A 24324-nucleotide genomic window follows, 5' to 3' on the forward strand; every position below is an offset into this window, starting at 1 on the left:
ATGTTTCAGTTCCCCGGGTTCGCTTAAAACCTCCTATGTATTCAGAGATTTCATACCTTCACTTGATAACTGGAAATCCAAAACCTCACGGCTTGGTCTCAAACATTGCTGTTCAAACCCCAAGATACGAGATCTTGGAGTTCCAGCTATCGAAGGTGGGTTTCCCCATTCGGAAATCCATGGATCAAAGCTTCTTCGCAGCTCCCCATGGCTTATCGCAGCGTAGCACGTCCTTCATCGCCTCTCAGCGCCAAGGCATCCACCGAACACCCTTAAGGCACTTGATTGCTCTCATTATCAATGTCCACACACTCGGCAGAATGTAGTCCGTACAATTGCCTTGAGGTCGAAACCCCAAAACGCGCACCCTCGATGAATGCTATGCACGGCCGGACAATGATTAGAAAGACCAGCTTGCTTCGTAAGATCAACCCGATAGCGAGGCGGTCAAGCTTCGCTAAAAAGATCATTTACAACTCACTCACCTCACTCATCTTGCGATGGGTTTCGATGCGCGAGCGCCGAAATGATCTGGAGATTATGAATTGAGCTCCGCAAACTGCTTTGCAGACCCAAAACTCGGATCAATCTCCTCTTTACGATGTCAGAAATCACGCACGCGTATCCCGTAGGACACGACATGCGAAGTGATGTTTCGCGGACGATTTGAATTGCGCTTTGTTAGCAGGCCACTTTGTCGATCTTCAATTCCATCTGGTGGAGCCAGACGGGATCGAACCGACGACCTCATGCTTGCAAAGCACGCGCTCTCCCAGCTGAGCTATGGCCCCGTACCAGAAGACGAATGCTTACGTCGGTCATGAGACGTGATGCGCTCGATCAAAGTGGTGGGCCTGGGAAGACTTGAACTTCCGACCTCACGCTTATCAAGCGCGCGCTCTAACCAACTGAGCTACAAGCCCCTAACACGAGAGGCCGCAGTGGCGCGCACCGGCTTGACGCCAGATGCATCGCACAAGCGCTAAGCCCCTGGCGCGTGTTCGTCCGCGAAGAAAGAGAAACGTAGACGGCGAAATCCCGCCAATGCAGCTCAACGATCCTGACGATCGTTGGCCACTGATGTTTCTAAAACGGTTCGATAGAAGCAAGCTTCTGAAGAACCATCCTTAGAAAGGAGGTGATCCAGCCGCAGGTTCCCCTACGGCTACCTTGTTACGACTTCACCCCAGTCGCTGACCCTACCGTGGCCGGCTGCCTCCCTTGCGGGTTAGCGCACCGTCTTCAGGTAAAACCAACTCCCATGGTGTGACGGGCGGTGTGTACAAGGCCCGGGAACGTATTCACCGTGGCGTGCTGATCCACGATTACTAGCGATTCCAACTTCATGGGCTCGAGTTGCAGAGCCCAATCCGAACTGAGACGGCTTTTTGAGATTTGCGAAGGGTTGCCCCTTAGCGTCCCATTGTCACCGCCATTGTAGCACGTGTGTAGCCCAGCCCGTAAGGGCCATGAGGACTTGACGTCATCCCCACCTTCCTCGCGGCTTATCACCGGCAGTCTCCTTAGAGTGCTCAACTAAATGGTAGCAACTAAGGACGGGGGTTGCGCTCGTTGCGGGACTTAACCCAACATCTCACGACACGAGCTGACGACAGCCATGCAGCACCTGTCTCCGGTCCAGCCGAACTGAAGAACTCCGTCTCTGGAGTCCGCGACCGGGATGTCAAGGGCTGGTAAGGTTCTGCGCGTTGCGTCGAATTAAACCACATGCTCCACCGCTTGTGCGGGCCCCCGTCAATTCCTTTGAGTTTTAATCTTGCGACCGTACTCCCCAGGCGGAATGCTTAAAGCGTTAGCTGCGCCACTAGTGAGTAAACCCACTAACGGCTGGCATTCATCGTTTACGGCGTGGACTACCAGGGTATCTAATCCTGTTTGCTCCCCACGCTTTCGTGCCTCAGCGTCAGTATCGGGCCAGTGAGCCGCCTTCGCCACTGGTGTTCTTGCGAATATCTACGAATTTCACCTCTACACTCGCAGTTCCACTCACCTCTCCCGAACTCAAGATCTTCAGTATCAAAGGCAGTTCTGGAGTTGAGCTCCAGGATTTCACCCCTGACTTAAAGACCCGCCTACGCACCCTTTACGCCCAGTGATTCCGAGCAACGCTAGCCCCCTTCGTATTACCGCGGCTGCTGGCACGAAGTTAGCCGGGGCTTATTCTTGCGGTACCGTCATTATCTTCCCGCACAAAAGAGCTTTACAACCCTAGGGCCTTCATCACTCACGCGGCATGGCTGGATCAGGCTTGCGCCCATTGTCCAATATTCCCCACTGCTGCCTCCCGTAGGAGTTTGGGCCGTGTCTCAGTCCCAATGTGGCTGATCATCCTCTCAGACCAGCTACTGATCGTCGCCTTGGTGAGCCGTTACCTCACCAACTAGCTAATCAGACGCGGGCCAATCTTTCGGCGATAAATCTTTCCCCGTAAGGGCTTATCCGGTATTAGCACAAGTTTCCCTGTGTTGTTCCGAACCAAAAGGTATGTTCCCACGCGTTACTCACCCGTCTGCCGCTGACGTATTGCTACGCCCGCTCGACTTGCATGTGTTAAGCCTGCCGCCAGCGTTCGCTCTGAGCCAGGATCAAACTCTCAAGTTGGACTTGAAACTTCAAACCGGCTGATCACAACGTTTGACGAGGTCCCACCATTTTTTGCCAGCCGAAGCTGACAAGCTGCCTACGATTCACATCGTGGGCAACGATGGTGTAACCTATGTAAACGTGTACCGCCGAAGTCTTTCGTCCGGCCCCAACACTTCAATACTTGCGTATTTCAGTAATCGAGGCCCGCAAGGACTCCGCCGTCCACGTTTCTCTTTCTTCATCTTCACTTGTCAAACAGCCCGGGACCCGAAGGACCCATCTCCCATTGATTGGGAGCTTCCCACTACTGGGAGTTCCGGAAGCAACTTCACCGGACGGCAAATAACAACCGATTGGTATCGGCTGTTGATTCACTCATCATAATGAGGAGCTTCACGGGCGCGACAACTTGCCTTGGCCTCAGGGCCAAAGCAGCGCCGCGCTCAGTGGTCGGGTTATAGGCCCACCCGATCGGACCTGTCAACGGCCTTCGTCAACAAATTGTCGCACGATGTGGAAGAAATTTTGGACCCCAAGAAGTCTATATATTTGGGGCCTTTACGCCGTACTTGAGCCACAATCCTGCGACGTTCTGACTATAACGTATGCATTGAACCGCCGGATGCCAGTGGGGGCTGCCGGTGTTCATCTACCAGGGATCGGCGATTTCAATGAACCCGTCGCCTTTCCCCACGCGGCCGAGAAACATCGAGAGACCTGCACATCATTGACGTTCGAGATTCCGGCCGGTCTGCTGGCCTCTGATTCCCGAATATCGATTCGTGCGGCGCGCGATGCACCGGGATCCTCCGTATAGAGGGACGGAAACCGGATCTGATCGAGCGAAGGTCTAGTCGAATGTTGATGGAATTTGGGGGGACACAGGGTTGAATCAGAAGGCGTCACGCGGAAGCGGCTATGGACGCGAGACCGGGATCATTGATCTCGGTCACGAGCCGCCGCTTTCCGTCGATGGCACCGAGGCCGCGGTGATCGACCGCCGCCGTGTCTCCGTACAATGGTTTAGCGGCACTATCCTGACTGGTCTGTGCGGCGCAGCTCTCATCGGCGGCGCCGTTTTCGCGTCGCTCGACGGCGAAATGACCTTTGCCAAGGTGCCGGAGCGCGTCGAAGGCGCGTTGCGCGGCGCTTTCGGCGCCAACGATCGTACCGCCAGCCTGCACAAGAGCGACCGCCTGCCGCCGCCAGGCGAATCGACAGCCGCCCGCAACGTGCTGCGGGTCTCGACCGTCACCCGGGTCGGCAACCGCGATGTGATGCGGGTTCGGCCGTTCATCCGGATCTCCGGCAATTTGTCGATGACGACGAGCGACCTTTCCGCAAAAATCCCGCCATTCAACGCCCAGCGCATGCTGACCGATGTCGGCGCCCCCACCCCCGCCGCCGCTGACGATCCGAACAACCCCGATGCCGTCGAACCCGATGCCGAGGTCTCCTTCGTCACCAAGGACCTCGCTTCCGTGCTGCCGAAGGCGAAACTCGCCGCCGTGGTCGCGCTCGACGAAGTCCTGATGCGGGTGCGGGACGCCGCCAACTGGCGCGGCAACACCGGCGGCGTACGCTATACGGCGCTGGCGAACGCCACCGCCGACGCCAGCGGCGTCCAGTCCGACATGAAGCTGGCCTACGCCACCGAGGGCACCGTCTCCGACCCCTATGCTGGCTTTGAAACCCGCGTAGTGCCGGAAAACGTCACGCTGCTGCCGAAGACCAAAGACCAGATCACCGGCGGCAACCCTTCCAACGAGCGCATTCACGTCGTGAAGAAGGGTGATTCGGTCACCTCGATCCTGCGCGATCAGGGCGCGACGCCGGACGAAGCCAAGGCGATCGCCGCAACGCTGGGCGCCCGCGGCCGCGACGGCGGCCTGAAGGAAGGCCAGAAACTCCGCATCCTGATGGCCCCTGCTGCCCCCGGTCCGGGCGTGCGGCTGCAGCCCTACCGGGTGGTCGTCGCCAACGAAACCACCATCGAGGCCGTTGCCGCGCTGTCCGACGTCGGCAAATACGTCGCGGTCGACGTGCAGAGCATGAATACGGTCGCCGAGGCGGCCGCCGGCAAAGACGACGACGATGATGAGGATGACGGCACCGGCGTCCGGCTCTACCAGAGCATTTACGAGACCGCCTTGCGCAACAAGGTGCCGGCCACCGTCATCGAGGACATGGTCAAGATCTATTCCTACGACGTCGACTTCCAGCGCAAGGTACAGCCCGGCGATTCCTTCGACGTGTTCTTCGCCGGCGAAGACGACGGCGCGACCATCACCGAAAAGACCGAGGTGCTGTTCGCATCGCTCACGGTCGGCGGCGAAACCAAGAAATATTACCGCTTCCAGACCCCCGACGACTCGGTCGTCGACTACTACGACGAGACCGGCAAGAGCGCGAAGAAGTTCCTGGTGCGCAAACCCGTCAACAACGCGATCATGCGTTCGGGCTTCGGCGGACGCCGCCATCCGATCCTCGGCTACACCAAGATGCACACCGGCGTCGACTGGGCCACGCCTTACGGCACGCCGATCTTCGCTTCCGGCAACGGCGTCGTCGAGAAAGTCGGCTGGGAAGGTGGCTACGGCAAATACGTCAAGCTCAAGCACAACAACGGTTACGAGACCGCCTACGGCCACATGTCGGCGTTCGCCAAGGGCATGGAGCCCGGCAAGCGGGTGCGACAGGGCCAGGTGATCGGCTTCGTCGGATCGACGGGCATGTCGACCGGCGCCCACGTGCACTACGAAATCCTGGTCAACGGCCGATTCGTCGATCCGATGCGCGTGAAGCTGCCGCGTGGCCGCTCGCTCGAAGGCCCGGTGATGGCGGGCTTCGAGAAGGAACGCGATCGGCTCGATCTCCAGATGAACAATCGCGGCGCCGCGCGTGTCTCCGATGCCGCCGGCAGCACCGCTTCGCCATCGACGCGGCAAGTCAGCCGCTGAGCGTTTAACTTCCCGGCTTTTCACCTCGTATGTTCGTTAGCGTGAAGTTGCACGCGTTACTGTTCCGCGACGCGGAATGTTTTGCGTGCACACGTACTTCACTCAAGTTCCTCCGCGACAAAATCGCATCGCGCGCGTCGCGATAATGCTTGCGAGCATTTCGGACGCGGTCCACTCTTGTTGCAAGAAGACGATGGGGGGCAGCGAAGGATGCAGGCATATCTGGCACGGCGATTGTTGGCGCTTGTCCCGGCGCTGTTCTTTGCCAGCCTGATTGTCTTCGTCATCGTACGGCTGGTGCCGGGCAACGTCATCGACATGATGCTCGCCCAGAACGACGTCGGCGCGGACAAGCTCTCGCGTGACCAGCTGATCGCAACGCTCGGTCTCGATCGCCCGATGTGGCTGCAATATTTTCACTGGATCGGCGGCATTCTTTTCCACGGCGATTTCGGCCGATCGCTCTGGCAGAATACGCCGGTGCGCGAACTGCTCGGCGCACGGCTGCCGGTCACGTTCCAGCTCGGCTTCATGGCGCTGATCATCGCGCTGATCATCGCGCTGCCGATCGGCATCTATTCTGCGATCCGGCAGGATACCGCCGGTGACTATCTCACCCGTTCGTTCTCGATCCTGATGCTGGCGGTGCCAAGCTTCTGGATGGGCACCATGGTGATGGTATTCCCGTCGATCTGGTGGGGCTGGTCGCCGCAGGTGAACTTCGTCGCGTTCACTGACAATCCCCTGCAAAACCTCAAGCAGATGATTCTGCCGGCGATCATTCTGGGCACCGCGCTGTCGGCCATCACCATGCGCCTGACCCGCACCATGATGCTGGAGGTGCTGCGCCAGGACTACATCCGCACCGCCTGGGCAAAGGGCCTGTCGGAACAACTGGTCGTCATCCGGCATGCACTGCGCAACGCGCTGATCCCGGTGGTCACGCTGATCGGCCTGCAGGCGCCGATCCTGATCGGCGGCGCCGTCATCGTCGAGCAGATCTTCGTCATTCCCGGCATGGGCCTGTTGCTGCTCGACGCCATCAGCCAGCGCGACTACCCGATCATTACCGGCGTCAGCCTCGTGATCGGTCTTTGCGTGATGCTGATCAATCTCGCCGTCGACCTGAGCTACGGCCTGCTCGATCCCAAGGTGAGATACCGCTGATGACGCTGGCAATCGATATCCCGGCCACGGGCGGCAAGAGCGAGCGCAACGGCGTCCTCCGCTTCGTGATTCGCCTGTTCCGCGAGAAGCCGCTCGGCGCCGCCGGCGGCGTCATCTTCATCCTGTTCCTGCTGTGCGGGATCTTCGCCGATGTTCTGGCGCCCTATGGCATGAACCAGATCAGCCCGCGCAACCGTCTGATGGCGCCGTCATGGGCCTATCCGTTCGGAACCGACAATCTCGGCCGCGACATGCTCTCGCGCTGTCTCTATGGCGCCCAGATTTCGGTGATCATCGCCTTTACCGCCGCGTCGCTGGCCACCATCATCTCGATCGCGATCGGCATTCTCACCGGTTATCTCGGCGGCAAGATCGATCTCATCACGCAGCGTTTCGTCGACGCCTGGATGAGCTTTCCCGATCTCATCATCCTCCTGGTCGTGGTTTCGGTTCTCGGCCCCGGCCTGCCGCAGATCATCGGCACGCTCGGCCTGCTGCTCGGCATCGCCGGCTCGCGCATCATCCGCTCCGCCGTGGTGTCGGTGCGCGAGAACATGTATGTGCACGCCGCCCAATCGATCGGCGCCTCGACCGGCCGCATCCTGTGGCGGCATATCCTGCCCAACATCATGCCGCCGATCATCGTGCTGTTCACGACGCGCGTCGGCACCGTGATCCTCGCCGAGTCGGGCCTGTCGTTTCTCGGCCTTGGCGTGCCGCCGCCGACGCCGACCTGGGGCGGCATGCTGTCGGGCTCGGGCCGCACCTTCATGTTCCAGGGACCGTGGCTGGCGCTGGCGCCGGGTCTTTGTCTGACGATCGTCGTTTATTCCACCAACGTATTCGGAGACGCCTTGCGGGATCTGCTCGATCCACGCATGCGCGGATCAAGATAACCAGAAAATAAGATCCAGGAGGAAGTCATGTCCTATTTACGCGCCGCATCAGGTCTCGCCGCCGCGTCGGTCGCCGTGGCGCTTTCGCTTGCAACCCCTGCATTCTCGCAATCCGAAACGCCGCCAAAGCCCGGCGGCACGCTGGAGATCGGGACAGTTTATGTCACGCTCTCGGCGCTCTCCTGGGATCTGGCCGACTGGAACTGGAAGCAGAACCACGATACCGGCCAGGTCTACGAGCAACTGTTCGCCGCGGACCTCTCCAAGTCCAAACGGCTTGGCGGCAAGCATTCGTTCTACGCCGACGCCTGGATTCCGTCGGATGCGATCCGCGGTGAACTTGCCGAAAAATGGGAGTGGAAGCAAAATCCGCTCCGCCTCGAGATCAACCTGCGCAAGGGCGTGATGTTTCCCGACAAGCCCGGGGTGATGGCGGCGCGCGAACTGGTCGCCGATGACGTGGTGTTCTCCTTCAACCACCGCGACAAGAGCCCCAAGAAAATCGCCGGTTATTTCGATCACATCGACAAGGTCGAAGCCACCGACAAGCACACCGTGCTTTTCACCTTCAAGAACTACAACGCGGAATGGGACTATCGCTTCGGCTGGGGTTACTATTCCGGCATCATCCCGAAGGAAGTCGCCGACGCAGGCGCCGGCAACTGGAAGAACGTCAACGGGACCGGCCCGTTCCAGCTTGCCGAGTTCGTGCAAGGCAACTCGAACACCTATGTCAAGAATCCGAACTACTGGGGCACGGAGAAGATCGACGGCGTCGAGACCAAGCTCCCGCTGGTCGACAAGGTCGTCTACCGCACGATCAAGGACGAGGCGACCTTCCTCACGGCATTGCGAACCGGCAAACTCGACATTCTCGAAAACATCCGATGGTCCGCGGTCGATGAGCTCAAGAAGAGCGCGCCGCAGCTAAAGTGGTCGAAGTGGCTCTCGATGAGCGGCCAGTTCCTCGCCATGCGCGTCGATACCAAGCCGTTCGACGATGTTCGCGTCCGACGCGCCCTCAATCTCGCCGTTAACAAGCAGGAAATCGTCAAGGAATATTACGGCGGCAACGCCGAGCTGTTCGCCTACCCGCAGCACCCCGACTATCTCGGCTATTTCGAGCCGCTCGATGCGATGCCGGACTCGATCAAGGAACTCTTCACCTACAACCCGGAGAAAGCGAAGAAGCTGCTCGCCGAGGCCGGCGTTCCGAAGGGGTTTACCCTCAAGGTTCAGGTATGCGCGTGCAATCCCGACCATATCGACCTGATACCGCTGCTGGCGGCCTATTATGAACAGGTCGGCGTCAAGCTGGACATTCAAACCATGGAATACGGTGCGTTCCTTTCGGCCATGACCACCAAGACCAATGCACCGGGCTATCTCATGAACAACGGGCACACCAATCCGACGACGACCATTCGCAAGAGCTTCGTCAGGGGCCAGGTCTGGAACCCGTCGCAATGGTCCGATCCCGAATACGACAAGAAGATGGACGCGGTGTATCTTGAGCCAGACGAGACCAAGCGCCAGGCCATGCTGAAGGAAATGACGCGCGAGATTCTGGATAAGGCCCCCTATGTGTGGCTTCCCACCCCCTACATCTTCACGGCCTGGTGGCCCTGGGTGAAGAACTATGCCGGCGAACTTCGCGCCGGTGCGGTTCGTCCGGGACCGATCTACGCCCGGATCTGGGTCGATCAGGACCTCAAGAAGAAGATGGGCCATTGACCGGGACCGCGGCGATGACGCGCCCACTGCTGGAAGTCAAGAACCTGACGACGCGGTTCCGCACCGAGCGCGGAACCGTGACCGCGGTCGATGGCGTGTCGTTTCATGTCGATCCCGGCGAGACGCTCGCGATCGTCGGCGAGTCCGGGTCCGGCAAGAGCGTGACGGCGCTCTCGGTGTTGCGCCTGATCCCGAATCCGCCCGGCCGGATCGAGAGCGGCGAAATCCTGTTCGACGGCACCGATCTGTTGAAGCTCGACGATCCCGGCATCCGCGCGGTTCGCGGCAACAAGATCGCGATGATCTTCCAGGAACCGATGTCTTCGCTCAATCCGGCGCTGACCGTCGGCCTCCAGGTCGCCGAGCCGATCAACGTGCATCGGGGCACTCCGTGGGACAAAGCCTATGAGGCCGCGACCGAACTGATTGGCCGCGTCCGCATCGGCGATGCCGCGAGCCGGCTCGGCTCCTATCCACACCAATATTCCGGCGGCATGCGCCAGCGCGTCATGATCGCAATGGCGCTGGCCTGCGCGCCGCGCCTGATCATCGCCGATGAGCCGACCACAGCGCTCGACGTTACCGTGCAGGCGCAGATCCTGGACCTCTTGAAGGAAGTTACGCGCGAGACCGGCTCCTCGCTGATCCTGATCACCCATGATCTCGGCGTCGTCGCCCGCTACGCCGACCGCGTCGCGGTCATGTATGGCGGCCGCATCGTCGAGGTCGCCCCGGCGCGCGAGCTCTACGCCCGGCCGCAGCACCCCTACACATCAGGCCTGATGGCTTCCGTTCCCCGCCTCGATGGCGGCGGCGGCCGTCGCCTGATGCCAATCGAGGGCCAGCCGCCTGATCTGGCCAGCCTGCCGCCCGGCTGCTCTTTCGCGCCGCGCTGCCGCGCGATCCTGGAACAATGCCGAACCGCGAAGCCTGAACTGCTTCAGGTCGCCGACCGTCACGCCAAAGCGTGTTTCGCCCATGTCTGACGCGCTGCCCGAGCCATCCGTCGATACCATCCTCCGGGTCGAGGATCTGAAGGTTCATTTCCCGGTCACCAAGGGCATCATCCTGCAGCGCCAGGTCGCGACCGTCAAAGCGGTCGACGGCGTCTCGTTCACGATCCGGCGCGGCGAGACGCTGGGCCTCGTTGGCGAAAGCGGCTCCGGCAAATCGACCACGGGACTTGCGGTGCTGCGGATGCTGACGCCGACCGCCGGGCGGATCGTGTTCGAGGGACAGGACATCGCCCCGCACCGCGGCGCCGAACTATTGGGTGTGCGGCGCCGGATGCAGATGGTCTATCAGGACCCTTATGGCTCGCTCAATCCGCGCATGACGATCCGCAACATCGTCGGCGAGCCGCTGGCCGTTCATGGCCTCGATGGCGACAAGGCGGCCACCCGCGACAAGATCGCGTCCCTGATCGCTTCCGTCGGCCTGTTGCCCGACATGGCCGATCGCTATCCGCATGAATTCTCCGGCGGCCAGCGCCAGCGCATCGGCATCGCCCGCGCGCTGGCGCTGGAGCCGAGCCTCTTGATCGCCGACGAGCCGGTGTCCGCGCTCGACGTCTCGATCCAGGCCCAGGTCATCAACCTGTTCATGGACCTGCAGGAGCGGCTGGGGCTGACCTATCTGTTCATCGCGCATGATCTGGCTGTGGTCCGCCACATCTCGACGCGCATCGCGGTGATGTATCTCGGCCGCCTCGTCGAAATCGCCGACCGCGACGACCTCTATCGCAACCCGCTGCATCCCTACACCGAAGCCCTGATGGCGGCGGTGCCCGTCGCAGATCCCGAGGTGGAGGCGCGGCGGCCGCGTGCGGTGATTTCAGGTGAAGTGCCGAGCGCGCTGCGGCCGCCGCCCGGATGCAGCTTCCACACCCGTTGCCCGCGTGCCATGGCGGTGTGCAAGACCGATCAGCCTCCGCTCCGCGAGCTCGGTCCGGGACGCGCGGTCGCCTGTCATCTCCATGCAGGCTGAACTCTCGCAAGATTCTTAAGAGTCCAGTTCGCAGCGCATTGTCATTTTTGTGGCGGCCAGGCCGCGCCGCACCTACAAGTTTTATTTGCCAAACCACACGAGCGAACGAATACTCACCTCCATAATAAAAAACGGGAGGTAGCGTCATGACGAGCAGGCTTGCATTCGGTGCGACTGTGGCTGCGGCAGTGTTTCTTGCCACCGGCGCCTCGGCGCAGACATATGAAGTTACCAAACTCGTACCAGGCTCGGCGTTTCACGGCGTCCATGGGCTCGGCATCGACAAGGCCGGGCGGCTGTTTGCCGGCAGCGTCGCGGGTGCGGCGCTCTACGAAGTCGATCGCCCGAGCGGCACGGCCAAGATCGCGGTTGCCTCGCCGGAAGGCATGGCCGACGACATCGCCTTTGCCCCCGACGGCACCATGGCGTGGACCGCATTCCTGACCGGCGACCTCTACTCGCGAAAGGGCGACGGCCCGGTCAAGAAGCTGGCCTCCGGCCTGCCCGGCATCAACTCGCTCGCGTTCCGCAAGGACGGACGGCTGTACGCGACGCAGGTGTTCCTCGGCGACGCGCTCTATGAGATCGATGTCGAGGGCGCCAAGCCGCCGCGCAAGATCATGGAGAAGATGGGCGGCCTCAATGGCTTCGAGTTTGGGCCGGACGACAAACTCTACGGCCCGCTGTGGTTCAAGGGCCAGGTCGCCAGGGTCGACGTCGACAAGGCCGAACTGACTGTGGTCGCCGACGGTTTCAAGATTCCGGCGGCGGTCAATTTCGATTCCAAGGGTAATCTCTGGGTCGTGGACACCGCGCTCGGCCAATTGGTGCGGGTCGATCCGAAGTCCGGCGCCAAGAAGATGGTGGCGCAGCTCAAGCCCTCGCTCGACAACCTCGCGATCGACGACAAGGACCGGATCTTCGTTTCCAACATGGCGGATAACGGCATTCAGGAGGTCGATCCGGAAACCGGCGCTGCCAAGCAAGTGATCATCGGCAAACTGGCGCTGCCCGGCGGCATCGGCGTCGTCTCGGACGGCGGCAAAGACACCCTCTATGTCGCCGACGTGTTCGCTTACCGCACCGTCGACGGCGCCACCGGCGAGGTCTCCGAGCCTGCCCGCATGCATGCCGACGGCGTGACGCTGGAATATCCGATGAGCGCCACCGCGCGGGGCGACGACGTGATCCTGTCGAGCTGGTTCACCGGCACCGTGCAGTTGATCGACCGCAAGACCGGCAAGACCAGGGAGATGCTTCACGACTTCAAGGCGCCGCACGACGCCGTCAAGCTCAGTGACGGCTCCATTCTCGTCAACGAACTCGGCAGCAAATCGCTGGTCCGCGCCAGCGGCGAGCACGGCAAGGACCGTAAGGTTCTGATCGGGGACCTCGAGGGACCGGTCGGCATGGCCGCCACCGCATCGGGCGATGCGGTCTATGTCACGGAAGCCTTCGCCGGCCGCGTCTCGAAGATCGGAACGAACGGCGAGAAGACAATCGTCGCCAAGGACCTGAAAATGCCCGAGGGCATTGCGCTCGGGCCCGACGGCATGCTGGTCGTCGCCGAAGTCGGCGCCAGGCGCATTGTCGGGATCAATCCGAAAGACGGGACCGTCACCGAGATCGCCGCCAACCTGCCGATCGGCCTCGCCCCTGCCCCCGGCGGATTGCCGTCCAACATCCCGACCGGCGTCGGCGTCGGCGCATCCGGGGTGATCTACTTCTCGTCGGATCTGGAGAATGCGATTTACAAGGTGGTGAAGAAGTAGCGGCACGGCTCGCCGGCATCGACGCCGTCATGGCCGGGCTTGACCCGGCCATTCACGTCTTCTTTCATTTGCGGCCAGGACGTAGATGCCCGGGACAAGCCCGGGCATGACGACATCGTTGAGTTATCGCGGACCAACTCAGTTCAGCTTGCGCTTCGGGATCGGCGCCTCGAAGGTCGCGATCTCGGCGGTCTGCGGTGCCTTGCCGTTGAAGGTCAGCACGTTGCCTTCGCTGGAGATCACTACACGATCGCCGTCGGCGACCGAGCCTTCGAGGATCATCTCGGCCAGCGGATCCTGCAAATTGCGCTGGATCACCCGCTTCAGCGGACGGGCGCCATAGGCGGGATCCCAGCCCTTGGCGGCGAGCCAGTCGCGCGCCGCGGCATCGAGTGTCAGCGTGATCTTGCGCTCCTCCAGCAGCTTCTGCAGCCGCGCGAACTGGATCTCGACGATCCGGCCCATCTCGCTCTTCTGCAAGCGGTGGAACAGGATGATCTCGTCGATCCGGTTGAGGAATTCGGGGCGGAAATGCGCCCGCACCATCCCCATCACCTGCTCGCGCACTTCAGACGTGTCCTCGCCTTCCGGCTGGTTCACCAGGAATTCCGAACCGAGGTTCGATGTCATGATGATCAGCGTGTTGCGGAAGTCGACGGTGCGGCCCTGACCGTCGGTCAGCCGGCCGTCGTCGAGCACCTGCAGCAGCACGTTGAAGACATCCGGATGCGCCTTTTCGATCTCGTCGAACAGCACCACCTGATAGGGCCGCCGCCGCACCGCTTCGGTCAGCGCGCCGCCCTCGTCATAGCCGACATAGCCCGGAGGCGCACCGATCAGCCGCGAGACCGAGTGCTTTTCCATGTACTCGGACATGTCGAGGCGGACCATCGCGGTCTCGTCGTTGAACAGATATTCCGCCAGCGCCTTGGTCAGCTCGGTCTTGCCGACGCCGGTGGGGCCCAGGAACATGAACGAGCCCATCGGGCGATTGGGGTCCTGCAGGCCGGCGCGCGAACGGCGCACGGCGGTCGCGACCGCACGCACGGCTTCGGCCTGGCCGACGACCCGCTGGCCGAGGCTGCCCTCCATCTTCAGCAGCTTGTCCTTTTCGCCCTCCAGCATCTTGTCGACGGGCACACCGGTCCAGCGCGACACCACCTGAGCGATGTGGTCGGCGGTAACCGCCTCCTCCATCATCTCGCCGGGGTTCTCCTTCGCTTCGATATCGGCAAGCTTCTTCTCCAGCTCGGGAATCCGGCCATAGGCCAGTTCCCCCGCGCGCTGGAATTCGCCGCGGCGCTGCGCGTTGGCAAGCTCGATGCGCAAGGCATCGAGTTCGCTCTTCAGCTTCTGGGCGTCGGAGAGCTTGTTCTTCTCCGCGCTCCAGCGCGCCGTCAGCGCCGCCGACTTCTCCTCGAGCTCGGCGAGTTCCTTTTCCAGCGTCTGCAGGCGGCTCTTGGAGCCGGCATCGCTTTCCTTCCGGAGCGCCTCCTGCTCGATCTTCAGGCGGATGATCTCCCGATCCATCGTATCGAGTTCTTCCGGCTTGGAATCGACCTGCATCTTGAGCCGCGCCGAGGCCTCGTCCATCAGGTCGATGGCCTTGTCGGGCAGGAAGCGGTCGGTGATGTAGCGGTTCGACAGCGTGGTGGCGGCTACCAGCGCCGAATCCGTGATGCGCACGCCGTGGTGCTGTTCGTATTTGTCCTTCAGGCCGCGCAGAATCGAAATCGTGTCCTCGACCGTCGGCTCGGAAACGAAGATCGGCTGGAACCGGCGCGCCAATGCGGCGTCCTTTTCGACATGCTTGCGGTATTCGTCGAGCGTGGTGGCGCCGATGCAATGCAGTTCGCCGCGCGCCAGTGCGGGCTTCAAGAGGTTGGACGCGTCCATCGCGCCGTCGGCCTTGCCGGCGCCGATCAGCGTGTGCATCTCGTCGATGAACAGGATGATGCTGCCTTCGGCCGAGGTGACTTCGGCCAGCACGGCCTTCAGCCGCTCCTCGAACTCGCCGCGGTATTTGGCGCCCGCAATCAGCGAGCCGAGGTCCAGCACCAGCAGTTTCTTGTCTTTCAGGCTTTCCGGAACGTCGCCGTTGAGAATCCGCAGCGCCAGACCCTCGACGATCGCGGTCTTGCCGACGCCGGGTTCGCCGATCAGCACGGGGTTGTTCTTGGTGCGCCGTGAGAGCACTTGAATCGTACGGCGGATTTCCTCGTCGCGGCCGATGACCGGATCGAGCTTGCCGTCGCGCGCGGCCTGGGTGAGGTCGCGGGCATACTTTTTCAATGCGTCATAGGCGTTCTCGGCGGTCGCCGAGTCAGCGGTGCGGCCCTTGCGCAGGCTTTCGATCGCAGCATTGAGGTTCTGCGGGGTGACGCCGCCCTTGCTCAGGATGGTCGCGGCCTCGCTGCCCTTCTCGAGCGTGAGGCCCAGCAGCAACCGCTCGACGGTGACAAAGCTGTCGCCGGCCTTTTCGGCGGCCTTTTCGGACGCATCGAAGGCGCGCGCCAGTTCGGGGGCGAGATAGACCTGCCCCGCGCCACTGCCGGATACTTTCGGGAGTTTGCCCAGCGCGTCCTCGGTGGCCTTGAGGATCGCGCGGGAATTGCCGCCGGCGCGGTCGATCAGACCGCCGGCAAGGCCTTCGCTGTCGTCCAGCAGCACCTTGAGCACGTGCAGCGGGGAGAATTGCTGATGGCCGTCGCGCACGGCCAGCGACTGCGCAGACTGGATGAAACCGCGCGCACGCTCGGTGTATTTCTCAATATTCATTCTTCACTTCCCTCGGCCTGCCACCCCTACCCCGAAGGCATAAGCGCGGCATCTTCATTGGGTTTCCACGCGGCCGCGCTGACTTTCCTCAACCAGCCGGTGGTCGTCGCCGTTATTTCAGGCTTGACGCAAATGTGGGCATGTCAGGCCAAAAACGGAAGAGGCCGATTTTGCAATTTCAGCGTAGTGGCAGGCTGCAAAAGAATCTCTTAAAAGGCCGGATGACCTCGTCAGAACCCCCTGAGATCACCGGTATCTACCGCTATCCCGTCAAGGGCCTGACTCCGGAGCCGCTGCCGCGTGCGGTCCTGACCCCTGGCGAGACCCTTCTGGCCGACCGCCGTTACGCCATCGAAAACGGCCCCTCCGGCTTCGATCCGGCCGAGCCGAAATGGCTGCCAAAACCGCATTTCCTTATGCTGCAGCGGGACGGCTGGCTGGCGGCGCTGCAGACCCATTTCGACGATGCCAGCCACGTGCTGACCATCCGCCACAACGGTGCGATTGCGGCTCAGGGTAACCTCGAAACCGCCGAGGGCCGAGCCGCCATCGAGCAGTTCTTCGCCACCAGCTATGCCGGCCAGATCAAGGGGCCGCCCAAAATCCTGACCAGCCCGGGCCACAGTTTCTCCGACGTCGCCCGCAAGGTGGTCTCGATCATCAACCTGGCGAGCCTGCGCGCCATCGAGAACATGGTCGACCACCCCGTCCATCCCCTGCGCTTCCGCGCCAACCTCTATGTCGAGGGCTGGCCGGCCTGGCACGAGTTCGACCTGCTCGACCGCACGCTCGCGATCGGCGACGTCAGGCTCAAGGTGGTGAAGCGGATCGTCCGCTGCGCCGCCGTCAACGTCGACCCTGATACCGCGGAGCGCGACCTCGCCATCCCGCAGGCGCTGCAGCGCAGGCTCGGTCACGGCGATTGCGGCATCTATGCCGAGGTGACGGCGGGCGGCAGCATCGCCGTCGGCGACGCGATCATGGCGGAACAGCCGGAATTGTTGTGAGGTAGCCCGGGATGAAGCGGCGATTTTGACTGTCGTCCTCCGCGAAAGCGGGGGACCCAGTACGCCGCGGTCACTCGGTTCAATCATTGGCGTCTCTGGAATACTGGGTCGCCCGGTCAAGCCGGGCGATGACAGCTGAATATGTGTCCACGATCTCGCGGCGCATGGCGCCCGAGCTTTGCCAGAAACTTCCCGCCCTCTCGTAAGAGGGCGCAGGGAAGACCGGGTGCGCGCTGCACCCGCGGTCTCGTGTGCGGTTTGCACTAAAAGGCTGCACACGAGCATACAGGGCAGCGGTGAACACCCGGCCTTCCCGGCGCAATGGCTTTACGGCTTATGCCGTGCTCTCCCCGGAGACGAGTTCTTGGTTGACTCCGTCGCTGCCGTTCGGCTCTCGCCTACCCGACAGCTTGACGCCTGCAACGGGCGCCAGGACCACACGGTTTTGCCGTACGCCTAGTCCACGCCGTCGTCGAGGCGCAAACCAGCGTCCACCGCACCCCGTCCAACGTCCGTGACGACGGCCGACGCCCTCTGAGTAGGACGGGATGGCGATAGATGCGCACTGATTTGGGTCGGCCGACAACAGAAATATTTTTGATTTACAGAAATTTTCTACTTGACACGATTTCCGCAAATCAGAATTGATTTGCCCGTCGGGTCGTTTTGTCGCGCCTGCTGTGCCCGTCCGCGGGCATAGGGCCTCCCAGATGGAACCGGCGGCCGCTCCGAGTGTTTGCATGGGGTGGAGGACACCATGCGCAAAGTCTTCTCACTGTTGGACGACGAACAGCGACAGGCTCTCATCGAGGTTGTCGACCTCAGCACGGCGATTGCTTCAGCCGGGCTGATCGTGGCGATCCTCAAACTGTTCGTCGACTTGACGACGTGAACCGCCTGGGCCATCGGGCGGGTTGGAGTTTCTGGTCAGCCCGCTGCGAGGGCCGAAACGAACTCGTCCCTTCGGTTTGAATGCCTGGAGGTGCGTTATGAAACACGACCTGATTCATGAGGACGCGGCGAGAGAAGCGCTGCCGACAGAGGTCGAGCGGAACTACGGGATGCTGACCGCTGGAGTTATGGCGCTCGTGGCTATCGGAATGGCAATCTACTGGATTGCGTAGAACCTAGAGCCCTTTCCGTTCCGATGGAATCGGAACGGGCTCTAGATTCTTGTTTTGACGCGTTTTCTTTACGCGAACCGGTGTCCACTTCGCTGGAAAACGCTCTAATGGATTTCGCATAGCGCCGGCGTCAGGAAATCTCGCGCGGAAGTTTCCAATCGGGCCGCGGGTCGCAGGGCTCTTCGACCCTGGCGACGTGATAACCGCTGGGAATCACCTGGCCGCCTTCCTCATCCGCAACCGGAACGTCCATAACTAGCCCCTCTATCAGGGCCGCTTCCCAGACCTCTTTCTCGGTAGGGAAGGCACTTCCGATCTGCTTGTCGCCTTCAAATAGCGCATACATCGGGGCCTCCTAACCAAAACCCCGCCAGCTACAGGTGTAGCTGACGGGGCTTTTGAGATGATATTTCCGGTGGATTTCTCCTTCGTTGTATCACTCGAACAATCAACGTGGCCGGAGAAGGATCGTTCCGATGTCCCGGCCGTTTTTTTCGCAACCGTTCAGGCCGTCTTCGCAAACATCGTGAGAACGCCGTCGGCGATGTTGATGGCCACGACTTGTGACGAAGTCAGGCCCTTGGCCTTGAGCACGGATGCCGCTTCCGGCGTCGCGTCGATGGACTTGCGAAGCGACTGAATGTCTTCCTCGCGGGTTTGGGCCACGAGTTCATCGACCTTCGAACGCACCGCCGGCTGCAAATCCTTGACGTCGACGACCTGGATGCTCCGGATGACGGTGCTGGACTGCGAAGGCTGCGCCTCGGATTGCGAGGGGGCTGGTTGAGATTGCGAGGGGGTTCCCTGTGCCTGCACGAAAGCTGGCGCGCCCAGAGAGAGGGCGGCAATGATGACGGATGCCGTAACGATGCGCATGCTCACTCCTTTTCAGTTTGACTGGCAGGACACCTATCCAAAAAGTTTGGTTGGGATCTGATTCCGATGTGGCCATTCAGTGAAACCAATGCGGCTGCAATGCGCGGCCAAAGGTTCCGATTTGCCATCGGGATCAAGTGGAAGGATCTGATTGCCCGGCGGAGCCAGATGTTGCGTCCTGTAGCCGGCTCAGCCCACATGATGCACACCCGGCCGTGTCATTCACTGGTGCGAAGCATCTGCAACTCCGCAATGCGTTTGTCGGCGCGGCGGAGCCGCCGGCAAAGCTCGCGGTTGATATTCTGCATCACGATCACATAGGCGTGGATGTCGGCCTTGTAGCACGCATAGAGTTGCCGGGCCGTGAGTTCGTACAGCACGGTCGGGCTCTCCGCGACGACGGTGGCTGAGCGGTTCTGCATTTCGATCAGCGTCATCTCGCCGAAAAAGTCGCCGGGCTCGAGACCCGTCATGCGAAGGACGCGCCCGGACTCCAGCAGCTTGCTCACCACCAGCTGGCCGGCGTGAACGATGAACATCGAGCGACCCGCCTCGCCTTCCGCGACGACCGTGGCGCCGGCGTCGAAGCGGCGCTCGGCCAGCATTGAGATCAGCAGATCGAGGCTTGCGTCCGAGAGGCCACCGAAGAAAGGCGTGGCGAGCAGGAACGCTTTCAGATCTGGGGAGCTGACAGCCATCGGGCCAATATACCCGCGCGCCCGGCGGCGGCAAGCGGGCCAGGCCCGACGGGCTGCTCAGCGAGGGCGGAGGCGGCCCCCGGCTTGCATGATGGGCACGGCGCCGACGCGCCTGAGCCCACCTTGCGGTTCCTTTGCAGTGACGATTTCAGCTCGTCGGCATCACGTAGGCGTAGATCCGGCCGCGCGAGACCGGCGCTTCCCGGACGCGGTTGCCGTTGTTGCCGGAGATCATGATCGGGTTGCCCTTGGCGTCGATGCCGGTGATGATTCCGACATGGCCGCCGCCGCGGCCCCTCGTCATCACAGCGATGGCGCCGACCTGCGGGCCGGAAACGCGCTGGCCGTAGCTGGCGAACGATTTCGCCATGTCCGAGCCGGTGCCACGATAGCCGGAATGCTGCAGCACCATGTTCATGAAGCGGGCGCACCACAGGCTGCCGCGCCCGGTCGGGTTACCGCCAAGATACCGGCGCGCCTCGGTGACGACGTTGGAGGAACCAAAGCTCACCGGCGCCATCACGCCGCCGGGCGGCGTCAGGGTTGAATTGTGGTCGGTGAAGGTTGCGCTGGTATCGGCGTTGGCGTTGGCATCGGCAAAGCCGCCGGCCTGCATTTTCGCGACGCCGCGTTCCCAGCGCGACAGGCGCGCGATCTTCCGGTGATGGTGGCGGGCGTAATGCCGTGCATGGTGACCGGCGTGGTAGCCGCGGACGTGCCGCCCTGCGCCATGGTGGGGCCGGGCGGAGGCCGGCGCGGCCATGACGGCGATGGAGACCGAACACAACGCCAGCGCAAGGACACGAAGCGACCGGCGGAACGCAAACAACTGAAGCATCTTTGATCCTCGATGACAGACCCAAAATCCCGCAACGTTCGTAGACAAACGAACGCGGCGGCCGGTTTGAATTTTTGGCTGTGGCGAGAGGAAGATTTCATGCGGCGGTGCGGCAACGATTCCGGGGTGATTCCGCGAACATTTTGTGGCCAAAACAAACCGGCCTGCCGCATTGCGGCCCAGAGCATTAACTGCAATTTTCGGGGCCGGAGAACGCGCCAAAACCAAGAGGAACCTTCAATGCCCTATGCCGCCACCAGCGATAATGTCCGCCTGTATTTCGAAGAAGCGGGCACGGGAACGCCGATCATCTTCCTGCATGAATTCGCAGCCGACCACACCAATTGGGAGCCGCAGATGCGCTACTTCTCGCGCGGCCATCGCTGCATCGCCTATTCGGCGCGGGGCTATACGCCTTCCGACGTGCCACCGACATCAGACGTCTACACCTACAAGCATTTCTACACCGACGCGCTCGCCGTGCTCGATCATCTCGGGATCGCCAAGGCACATTTGATCGGCCTGTCGATGGGCGCCTATTCGTCGCTGCAGGTCGGCCTCAACGCCCCCGAGCGCGCGCTGTCGATGACGATGGCCGGGGTTGGCTCCGGCTCTGCAATCGAAAATCTCGAAGCCTTCCGCAAGCAATGCGTGGCCAATGCCGAGCAGTACGAAAAAATCGGCTCGGTGGAGGTCGCCAAGGTGACGCGCGAGGCGCCGAGCCGGATTCCGTTCCTGGTGAAAGACCCGCGCGGCCACGCCGATTTCTATGCCGCATTGTCGCGCCATGACGCCAAAGGCTCGGCCAACACTATGCGCAGTTTTCAGGGCGGGCGGCCCTCGATCTACACCCTGACGGACGCGATCCGCAACGTGCCGACACCGGCGCTGATCATCTGCGGCGACGAGGATGACAATTGCATCGAACCTAGCCTGTTCCTGAAGCGACATATGCCTGCGGCGGGGCTGACGTTCTTCCCTAAATCAGGCCACGTGCTCAATCTGGAGGAGCCGGCGCTGTTCAACGAAATGGTCGAGCGGTTCATCGCGCTGGTCGAGGCCGAAAGGTGGCCGGTGCGCGATCCGCGTTCGATGGGCTAGGACGCGGACTCATTAAGGCGCAGCCACAGCCTGATTGACGCGAGTTGAACGAAGGCACACGCCAGCTCTGAAATATTGCGCCTTTGTTCATCGCAGGAGATAGACTGACGTGTCCGATACCCAGAAACACACACCCGCACTCTCGACGGCTGGGCGCGACCTGCTGAGGCGAGGAAAGTGCTCAATCTCCAATGTAAGGCAATTCGGAGTTGATGGTCGAAAGACGCTCTTCTTGCTGCTTCTCCTTTTCGCGATCCCCGCGGGCGATTGCTCCGCGCAGACACCGCCGCCGCCAGTCGACGAACGTGCGTTCGAGCGCGTGCCGCCGACGGTGGTGAAGAGATTGGCGACCCGCTTTTCGCTAGGCGCATTCGCCGGCCGCTTCGAGGAGACGCCGCTCGGCGCGGTCCGCAAAGCCGTGGGCGAAGGGACCATTAAACACCAGGGCCACGCTGGAGGTAGCATCTATTGGCTGTGCTATAGGCGCGCGCAGCATCGATTATGGGTCGTGTCCCACGGAGAGATGGGCGGCCCGGACCATCGCGTCACAGAGATCGTTGAAGAGCTCACCGAGAAAGACACCGAGACCTCGACCGATTGCGCCATCATCCCGGAAAAGTTCTCGCCCGTCGTCTTCGACGGCAAGCTGCATTTGGGTATGTCGCGTCAGGAGGTAATCAAGGCGCTGGGACCGCCGTCGAAGTCGGAAGCTGCTCAGATCGTGTATTCTCACGCGGGAAAGCTCGCAAACGGTTTCGATGAGACCGCTTGGCTCATTCTCCGATTTCGTGAGGAAAAGCTCGTGTCCATGCGCGGCTTCAAGACCACGACGAATTGAAGTGGCTGCCGGATCAAAAGTTCGACCTTTGCGGACTCCCCGATGCGCAATTGCGCATCGGGGAATGACGACGGGGTTACTTTGAGCCCCTTGTCAGCAGGAACACGCCCTGCTCGCCGAACATGTTCCAGAACCACCACGGCAAATTCAGCCGCAGCGGGCGGCCGTAGAGATCGAGCGCGACCGCGCGCTCCATCTTGACGTTGATCTCGGCGCAGAGCTGCACGAAATCCTTGATGGTGCAGAAATGGATGTTCGGCGTGTCGTACCAGGTCGCCGGCAGGTTTTCGGTGCGCGGCATGTGGCCGCCGACCAGTAATTGCAGCCGCATCCGCCAGAACCCGAAATTCGGGAACGAGACGATGGCGCGATGGCCGATCCGCAGCAGGTTTTCCAGCACCACTTTCGGCTGCCGGGTCGCCTGCAGCGTCTGCGACAGGATCACGTAATCAAAAGCGTCGTCGGGATAATTGACGAGGTCGGTGTCCGCGTCGCCCTGCACCACCGCAAGGCCCTTGGCGACGCAGCGGTTGACGCCCTCGCGCGACAGTTCGATGCCGCGGCCGTCGATGCCGCGGCTTTCCAAGAGCTGCAGCAATTCGCCGTCGCCGCAGCCGACGTCGAGCACTTTGGAGCCGCTCTGCACCATTTCGGCGACCAGCAAATGATCGCTGCGATAGTTCCCGGTGCGGCCGGGTGTGACGCCCGTGAGTGGCAACGTCTGTTGGATACTCATGACGCAGCGCCATCATTTTCGAGGCCACGCGCCTTGCCAGCGGACTCCAGGAAGGCACGGGAGATGTCGAAGAATTCGGGCACGTCGAGCAGGAAGGCGTCGTGACCGCGATCGGTTTCGATTTCGGCGAACGACACCCGCGCGCTCGATGCGTTGAGCGCATGCACCAATGCCCGCGATTCCGAGGTCGGGAACAGCCAATCTGACGTGAAAGACACCACGCAGAACCGCGTCTGAATGCCGGAGAACGCCTTCGCCAGCACGCCGTCATGATCGGCGGCGATGTCGAAATAATCCATCGCCCGCGTCAGATAGAGATAGGAGTTGGCATCGAAGCGCTCGACGAACGACGAGCCCTGATAACGCAGATAGCTTTCGACCTGGAAATCGGCGTCGAACGAAAATGTCGGCAGATCCCGGTCCTGCATCCGCCGTCCGAACTTGCGATGCAGCGCGGCGTCCGACAAATAGGTGATATGCCCGGCCATCCGCGCCACCGCGAGGCCACGATGCGGATGCGTCCCCTGATCGACATAGCGTCCACCATGCCAATCCGGATCGGCCATTACCGCCTGCCGGCCGAGCTCGTGGAACGCGATATTCTGCGCCGAATGGCGCGTGCTGCACGCGGTCGGGAGCGCGGAGAACACGCGCTTCGGATAGGCCGCGGTCCATTGCAGCACCTGCATGCCGCCCATCGAGCCCCCGACAACACAGAGCAGCGTGTCGATGCCGAGGCGGTCGAGCAGCATGGCCTGCGCCCGCACCATGTCCGGTATCGTGACGACCGGAAAATCCAGTCCCCACACCTTGCCTGTCGCGGGGTTGGTCGAGGCCGGACCGCTCGAACCCATGCAGCCGCCGATCACGTTGGAGCAGATGATGAAATACTTGTCAGTGTCGAGAGGACGGCCAGGACCGACCATGATTTCCCACCAGCCCGGCTTGCCGGTCAGCGGATGCACATTGGCGACATGCTGATCAAGCGTCAGCGCATGGCAGATCATGATGGCGTTGGATCGCCCTGCATTGAGCTTGCCATAGGTCTGGTAGGCGATCTGGAAGGGCGCCAGATCGATGCCGCAATCAAGCCGCAACGGTTGATCGGCGCCGAACGCCGCCACCAGCGAACTCGGATGGTCCGCCTCGTGCGCGCGCTCCTCGGTATGCACCGAGGGGCTGGCTATCGACTGAACGTTTGTCATT

19 protein-coding genes, 2 tRNA genes and 2 rRNA genes (1 of these 23 only partly in view) are annotated in these 24324 nt (G+C 61.7%); 12 read left to right on the top strand and 11 right to left on the bottom strand.

Going from position 1 to position 24324, the window contains the following annotated elements; all coding sequences use genetic code 11:
* The 4 genes from ABIE49_RS16295 to ABIE49_RS16310 all read right to left on the bottom strand — a co-directional run.
* A 23S ribosomal RNA gene (locus tag ABIE49_RS16295) occupies positions 1 to 287 on the bottom strand; it reaches 2558 nt to the left of the window's first position.
* A 428-nt stretch (positions 288 to 715) separates the two neighbouring features.
* Positions 716 to 791 (bottom strand) — tRNA-Ala (locus tag ABIE49_RS16300).
* Between the two features lie 55 nt (positions 792 to 846).
* A tRNA-Ile gene (locus ABIE49_RS16305) sits at positions 847 to 923 on the bottom strand.
* A gap of 208 nt (positions 924 to 1131) precedes the next feature.
* A 16S ribosomal RNA gene (locus ABIE49_RS16310) occupies positions 1132 to 2622 on the bottom strand.
* Together the 16S and 23S rRNA genes with 2 tRNA genes alongside form the textbook arrangement of a ribosomal RNA operon.
* Before the next feature lie 872 nt (positions 2623 to 3494).
* Between ABIE49_RS16310 and ABIE49_RS16315 the strand changes: the two genes are divergently transcribed.
* From ABIE49_RS16315 to ABIE49_RS16345, 7 genes are all read left to right on the top strand, one after another.
* Positions 3495 to 5567, top strand: a complete 2073-nt coding sequence (locus tag ABIE49_RS16315) for a peptidoglycan DD-metalloendopeptidase family protein (protein WP_192738270.1) — start codon at positions 3495 to 3497, stop codon at positions 5565 to 5567.
* Positions 5568 to 5777: 210 nt separating this feature from the next.
* The gene (locus ABIE49_RS16320) at positions 5778 to 6734 is read left to right on the top strand and encodes an ABC transporter permease (RefSeq protein WP_192738271.1); all 957 of its coding nucleotides are present in this window, start codon (positions 5778 to 5780) and stop codon (positions 6732 to 6734) included.
* Complete coding sequence (locus ABIE49_RS16325; protein ID WP_192738272.1) at positions 6734 to 7630, top strand: ABC transporter permease; 897 nt, start codon at positions 6734 to 6736, stop codon at positions 7628 to 7630. The genes ABIE49_RS16320 and ABIE49_RS16325 overlap by 1 nt, the downstream gene beginning before the upstream one ends.
* Positions 7631 to 7657: 27 nt before the next feature.
* The gene (locus tag ABIE49_RS16330) at positions 7658 to 9364 is read left to right on the top strand and encodes an ABC transporter substrate-binding protein (RefSeq protein ID WP_192738273.1); all 1707 of its coding nucleotides are present in this window, start codon (positions 7658 to 7660) and stop codon (positions 9362 to 9364) included.
* A gap of 14 nt (positions 9365 to 9378) precedes the next feature.
* Positions 9379 to 10350 (top strand): ABC transporter ATP-binding protein, encoded by a 972-nt coding sequence (locus ABIE49_RS16335; protein WP_192738274.1) that lies wholly within the window; start codon positions 9379 to 9381, stop codon positions 10348 to 10350.
* On the top strand, positions 10343 to 11350 hold the full coding sequence (locus tag ABIE49_RS16340) for an ABC transporter ATP-binding protein (protein WP_210337426.1): 1008 nt from the start codon (positions 10343 to 10345) through the stop codon (positions 11348 to 11350). The genes ABIE49_RS16335 and ABIE49_RS16340 overlap by 8 nt, the downstream gene beginning before the upstream one ends.
* Positions 11351 to 11496: 146 nt before the next feature.
* Positions 11497 to 13122: a Vgb family protein gene (locus ABIE49_RS16345; protein ID WP_192738275.1), complete on the top strand. Its 1626-nt coding sequence runs from the start codon at positions 11497 to 11499 to the stop codon at positions 13120 to 13122.
* 138 nt (positions 13123 to 13260) lie between these two features.
* Here ABIE49_RS16345 and clpB read toward each other — a convergent pair whose 3' ends face one another.
* Positions 13261 to 15900, bottom strand: coding sequence for an ATP-dependent chaperone ClpB (gene clpB, locus ABIE49_RS16350; protein ID WP_192738276.1), 2640 nt, complete (start codon positions 15898 to 15900; stop codon positions 13261 to 13263).
* A 221-nt stretch (positions 15901 to 16121) separates the two neighbouring features.
* Between clpB and ABIE49_RS16355 the strand changes: the two genes are divergently transcribed.
* From ABIE49_RS16355 to ABIE49_RS16365, 3 genes are all read left to right on the top strand, one after another.
* Entirely contained in the window at positions 16122 to 16907 is a 786-nt protein-coding gene (locus ABIE49_RS16355) for an MOSC domain-containing protein (protein ID WP_192738277.1), read from the top strand.
* Positions 16908 to 17664: 757 nt separating this feature from the next.
* Positions 17665 to 17799 (top strand): hypothetical protein, encoded by a 135-nt coding sequence (locus ABIE49_RS16360; RefSeq protein WP_354066848.1) that lies wholly within the window; start codon positions 17665 to 17667, stop codon positions 17797 to 17799.
* 97 nt (positions 17800 to 17896) lie between these two features.
* Positions 17897 to 18031, top strand: a complete 135-nt coding sequence (locus tag ABIE49_RS16365) for a hypothetical protein (protein WP_354066849.1) — start codon at positions 17897 to 17899, stop codon at positions 18029 to 18031.
* A gap of 130 nt (positions 18032 to 18161) precedes the next feature.
* Here the strand turns inward: ABIE49_RS16365 and ABIE49_RS16370 are convergent, their stop codons facing one another.
* The 4 genes from ABIE49_RS16370 to ABIE49_RS16385 form a co-directional block, all read right to left on the bottom strand.
* Entirely contained in the window at positions 18162 to 18377 is a 216-nt protein-coding gene (locus tag ABIE49_RS16370; protein ID WP_192738278.1) for a hypothetical protein, read from the bottom strand.
* 158 nt (positions 18378 to 18535) lie between these two features.
* Positions 18536 to 18907, bottom strand: a complete 372-nt coding sequence (locus tag ABIE49_RS16375) for a hypothetical protein (protein WP_192738279.1) — start codon at positions 18905 to 18907, stop codon at positions 18536 to 18538.
* Positions 18908 to 19125: 218 nt separating this feature from the next.
* The gene (locus tag ABIE49_RS16380; RefSeq protein ID WP_192738280.1) at positions 19126 to 19605 is read right to left on the bottom strand and encodes a Crp/Fnr family transcriptional regulator; all 480 of its coding nucleotides are present in this window, start codon (positions 19603 to 19605) and stop codon (positions 19126 to 19128) included.
* A gap of 148 nt (positions 19606 to 19753) precedes the next feature.
* Positions 19754 to 20443, bottom strand: a complete 690-nt coding sequence (locus tag ABIE49_RS16385) for a TIGR02594 family protein (protein WP_192738281.1) — start codon at positions 20441 to 20443, stop codon at positions 19754 to 19756.
* A gap of 240 nt (positions 20444 to 20683) precedes the next feature.
* Here ABIE49_RS16385 and ABIE49_RS16390 point away from each other — a divergent pair, with 240 nt between their 5' ends.
* The gene (locus tag ABIE49_RS16390) at positions 20684 to 21544 is read left to right on the top strand and encodes an alpha/beta fold hydrolase (protein ID WP_192738282.1); all 861 of its coding nucleotides are present in this window, start codon (positions 20684 to 20686) and stop codon (positions 21542 to 21544) included.
* 109 nt (positions 21545 to 21653) lie between these two features.
* Positions 21654 to 22382: a hypothetical protein gene (locus ABIE49_RS16395; protein ID WP_192738283.1), complete on the top strand. Its 729-nt coding sequence runs from the start codon at positions 21654 to 21656 to the stop codon at positions 22380 to 22382.
* A gap of 76 nt (positions 22383 to 22458) precedes the next feature.
* Here the strand turns inward: ABIE49_RS16395 and metW are convergent, their stop codons facing one another.
* Both metW and metX read right to left on the bottom strand, forming a co-directional pair.
* A complete protein-coding gene (gene metW, locus ABIE49_RS16400) occupies positions 22459 to 23118 on the bottom strand; it encodes a methionine biosynthesis protein MetW (RefSeq protein ID WP_192738284.1) in 660 nt (219 codons plus the stop codon).
* Positions 23115 to 24323, bottom strand: a complete 1209-nt coding sequence (metX, locus tag ABIE49_RS16405; RefSeq protein WP_192738285.1) for a homoserine O-acetyltransferase MetX — start codon at positions 24321 to 24323, stop codon at positions 23115 to 23117. Before metX ends, metW begins: the two co-directional genes overlap by 4 nt.
* Position 24324: the final 1 nt, after the last annotated feature.

This window comes from Bradyrhizobium sp. OAE829 (assembly GCF_040546575.1).
Taxonomy (GTDB): Bacteria; Pseudomonadota; Alphaproteobacteria; order Rhizobiales; family Xanthobacteraceae; genus Bradyrhizobium.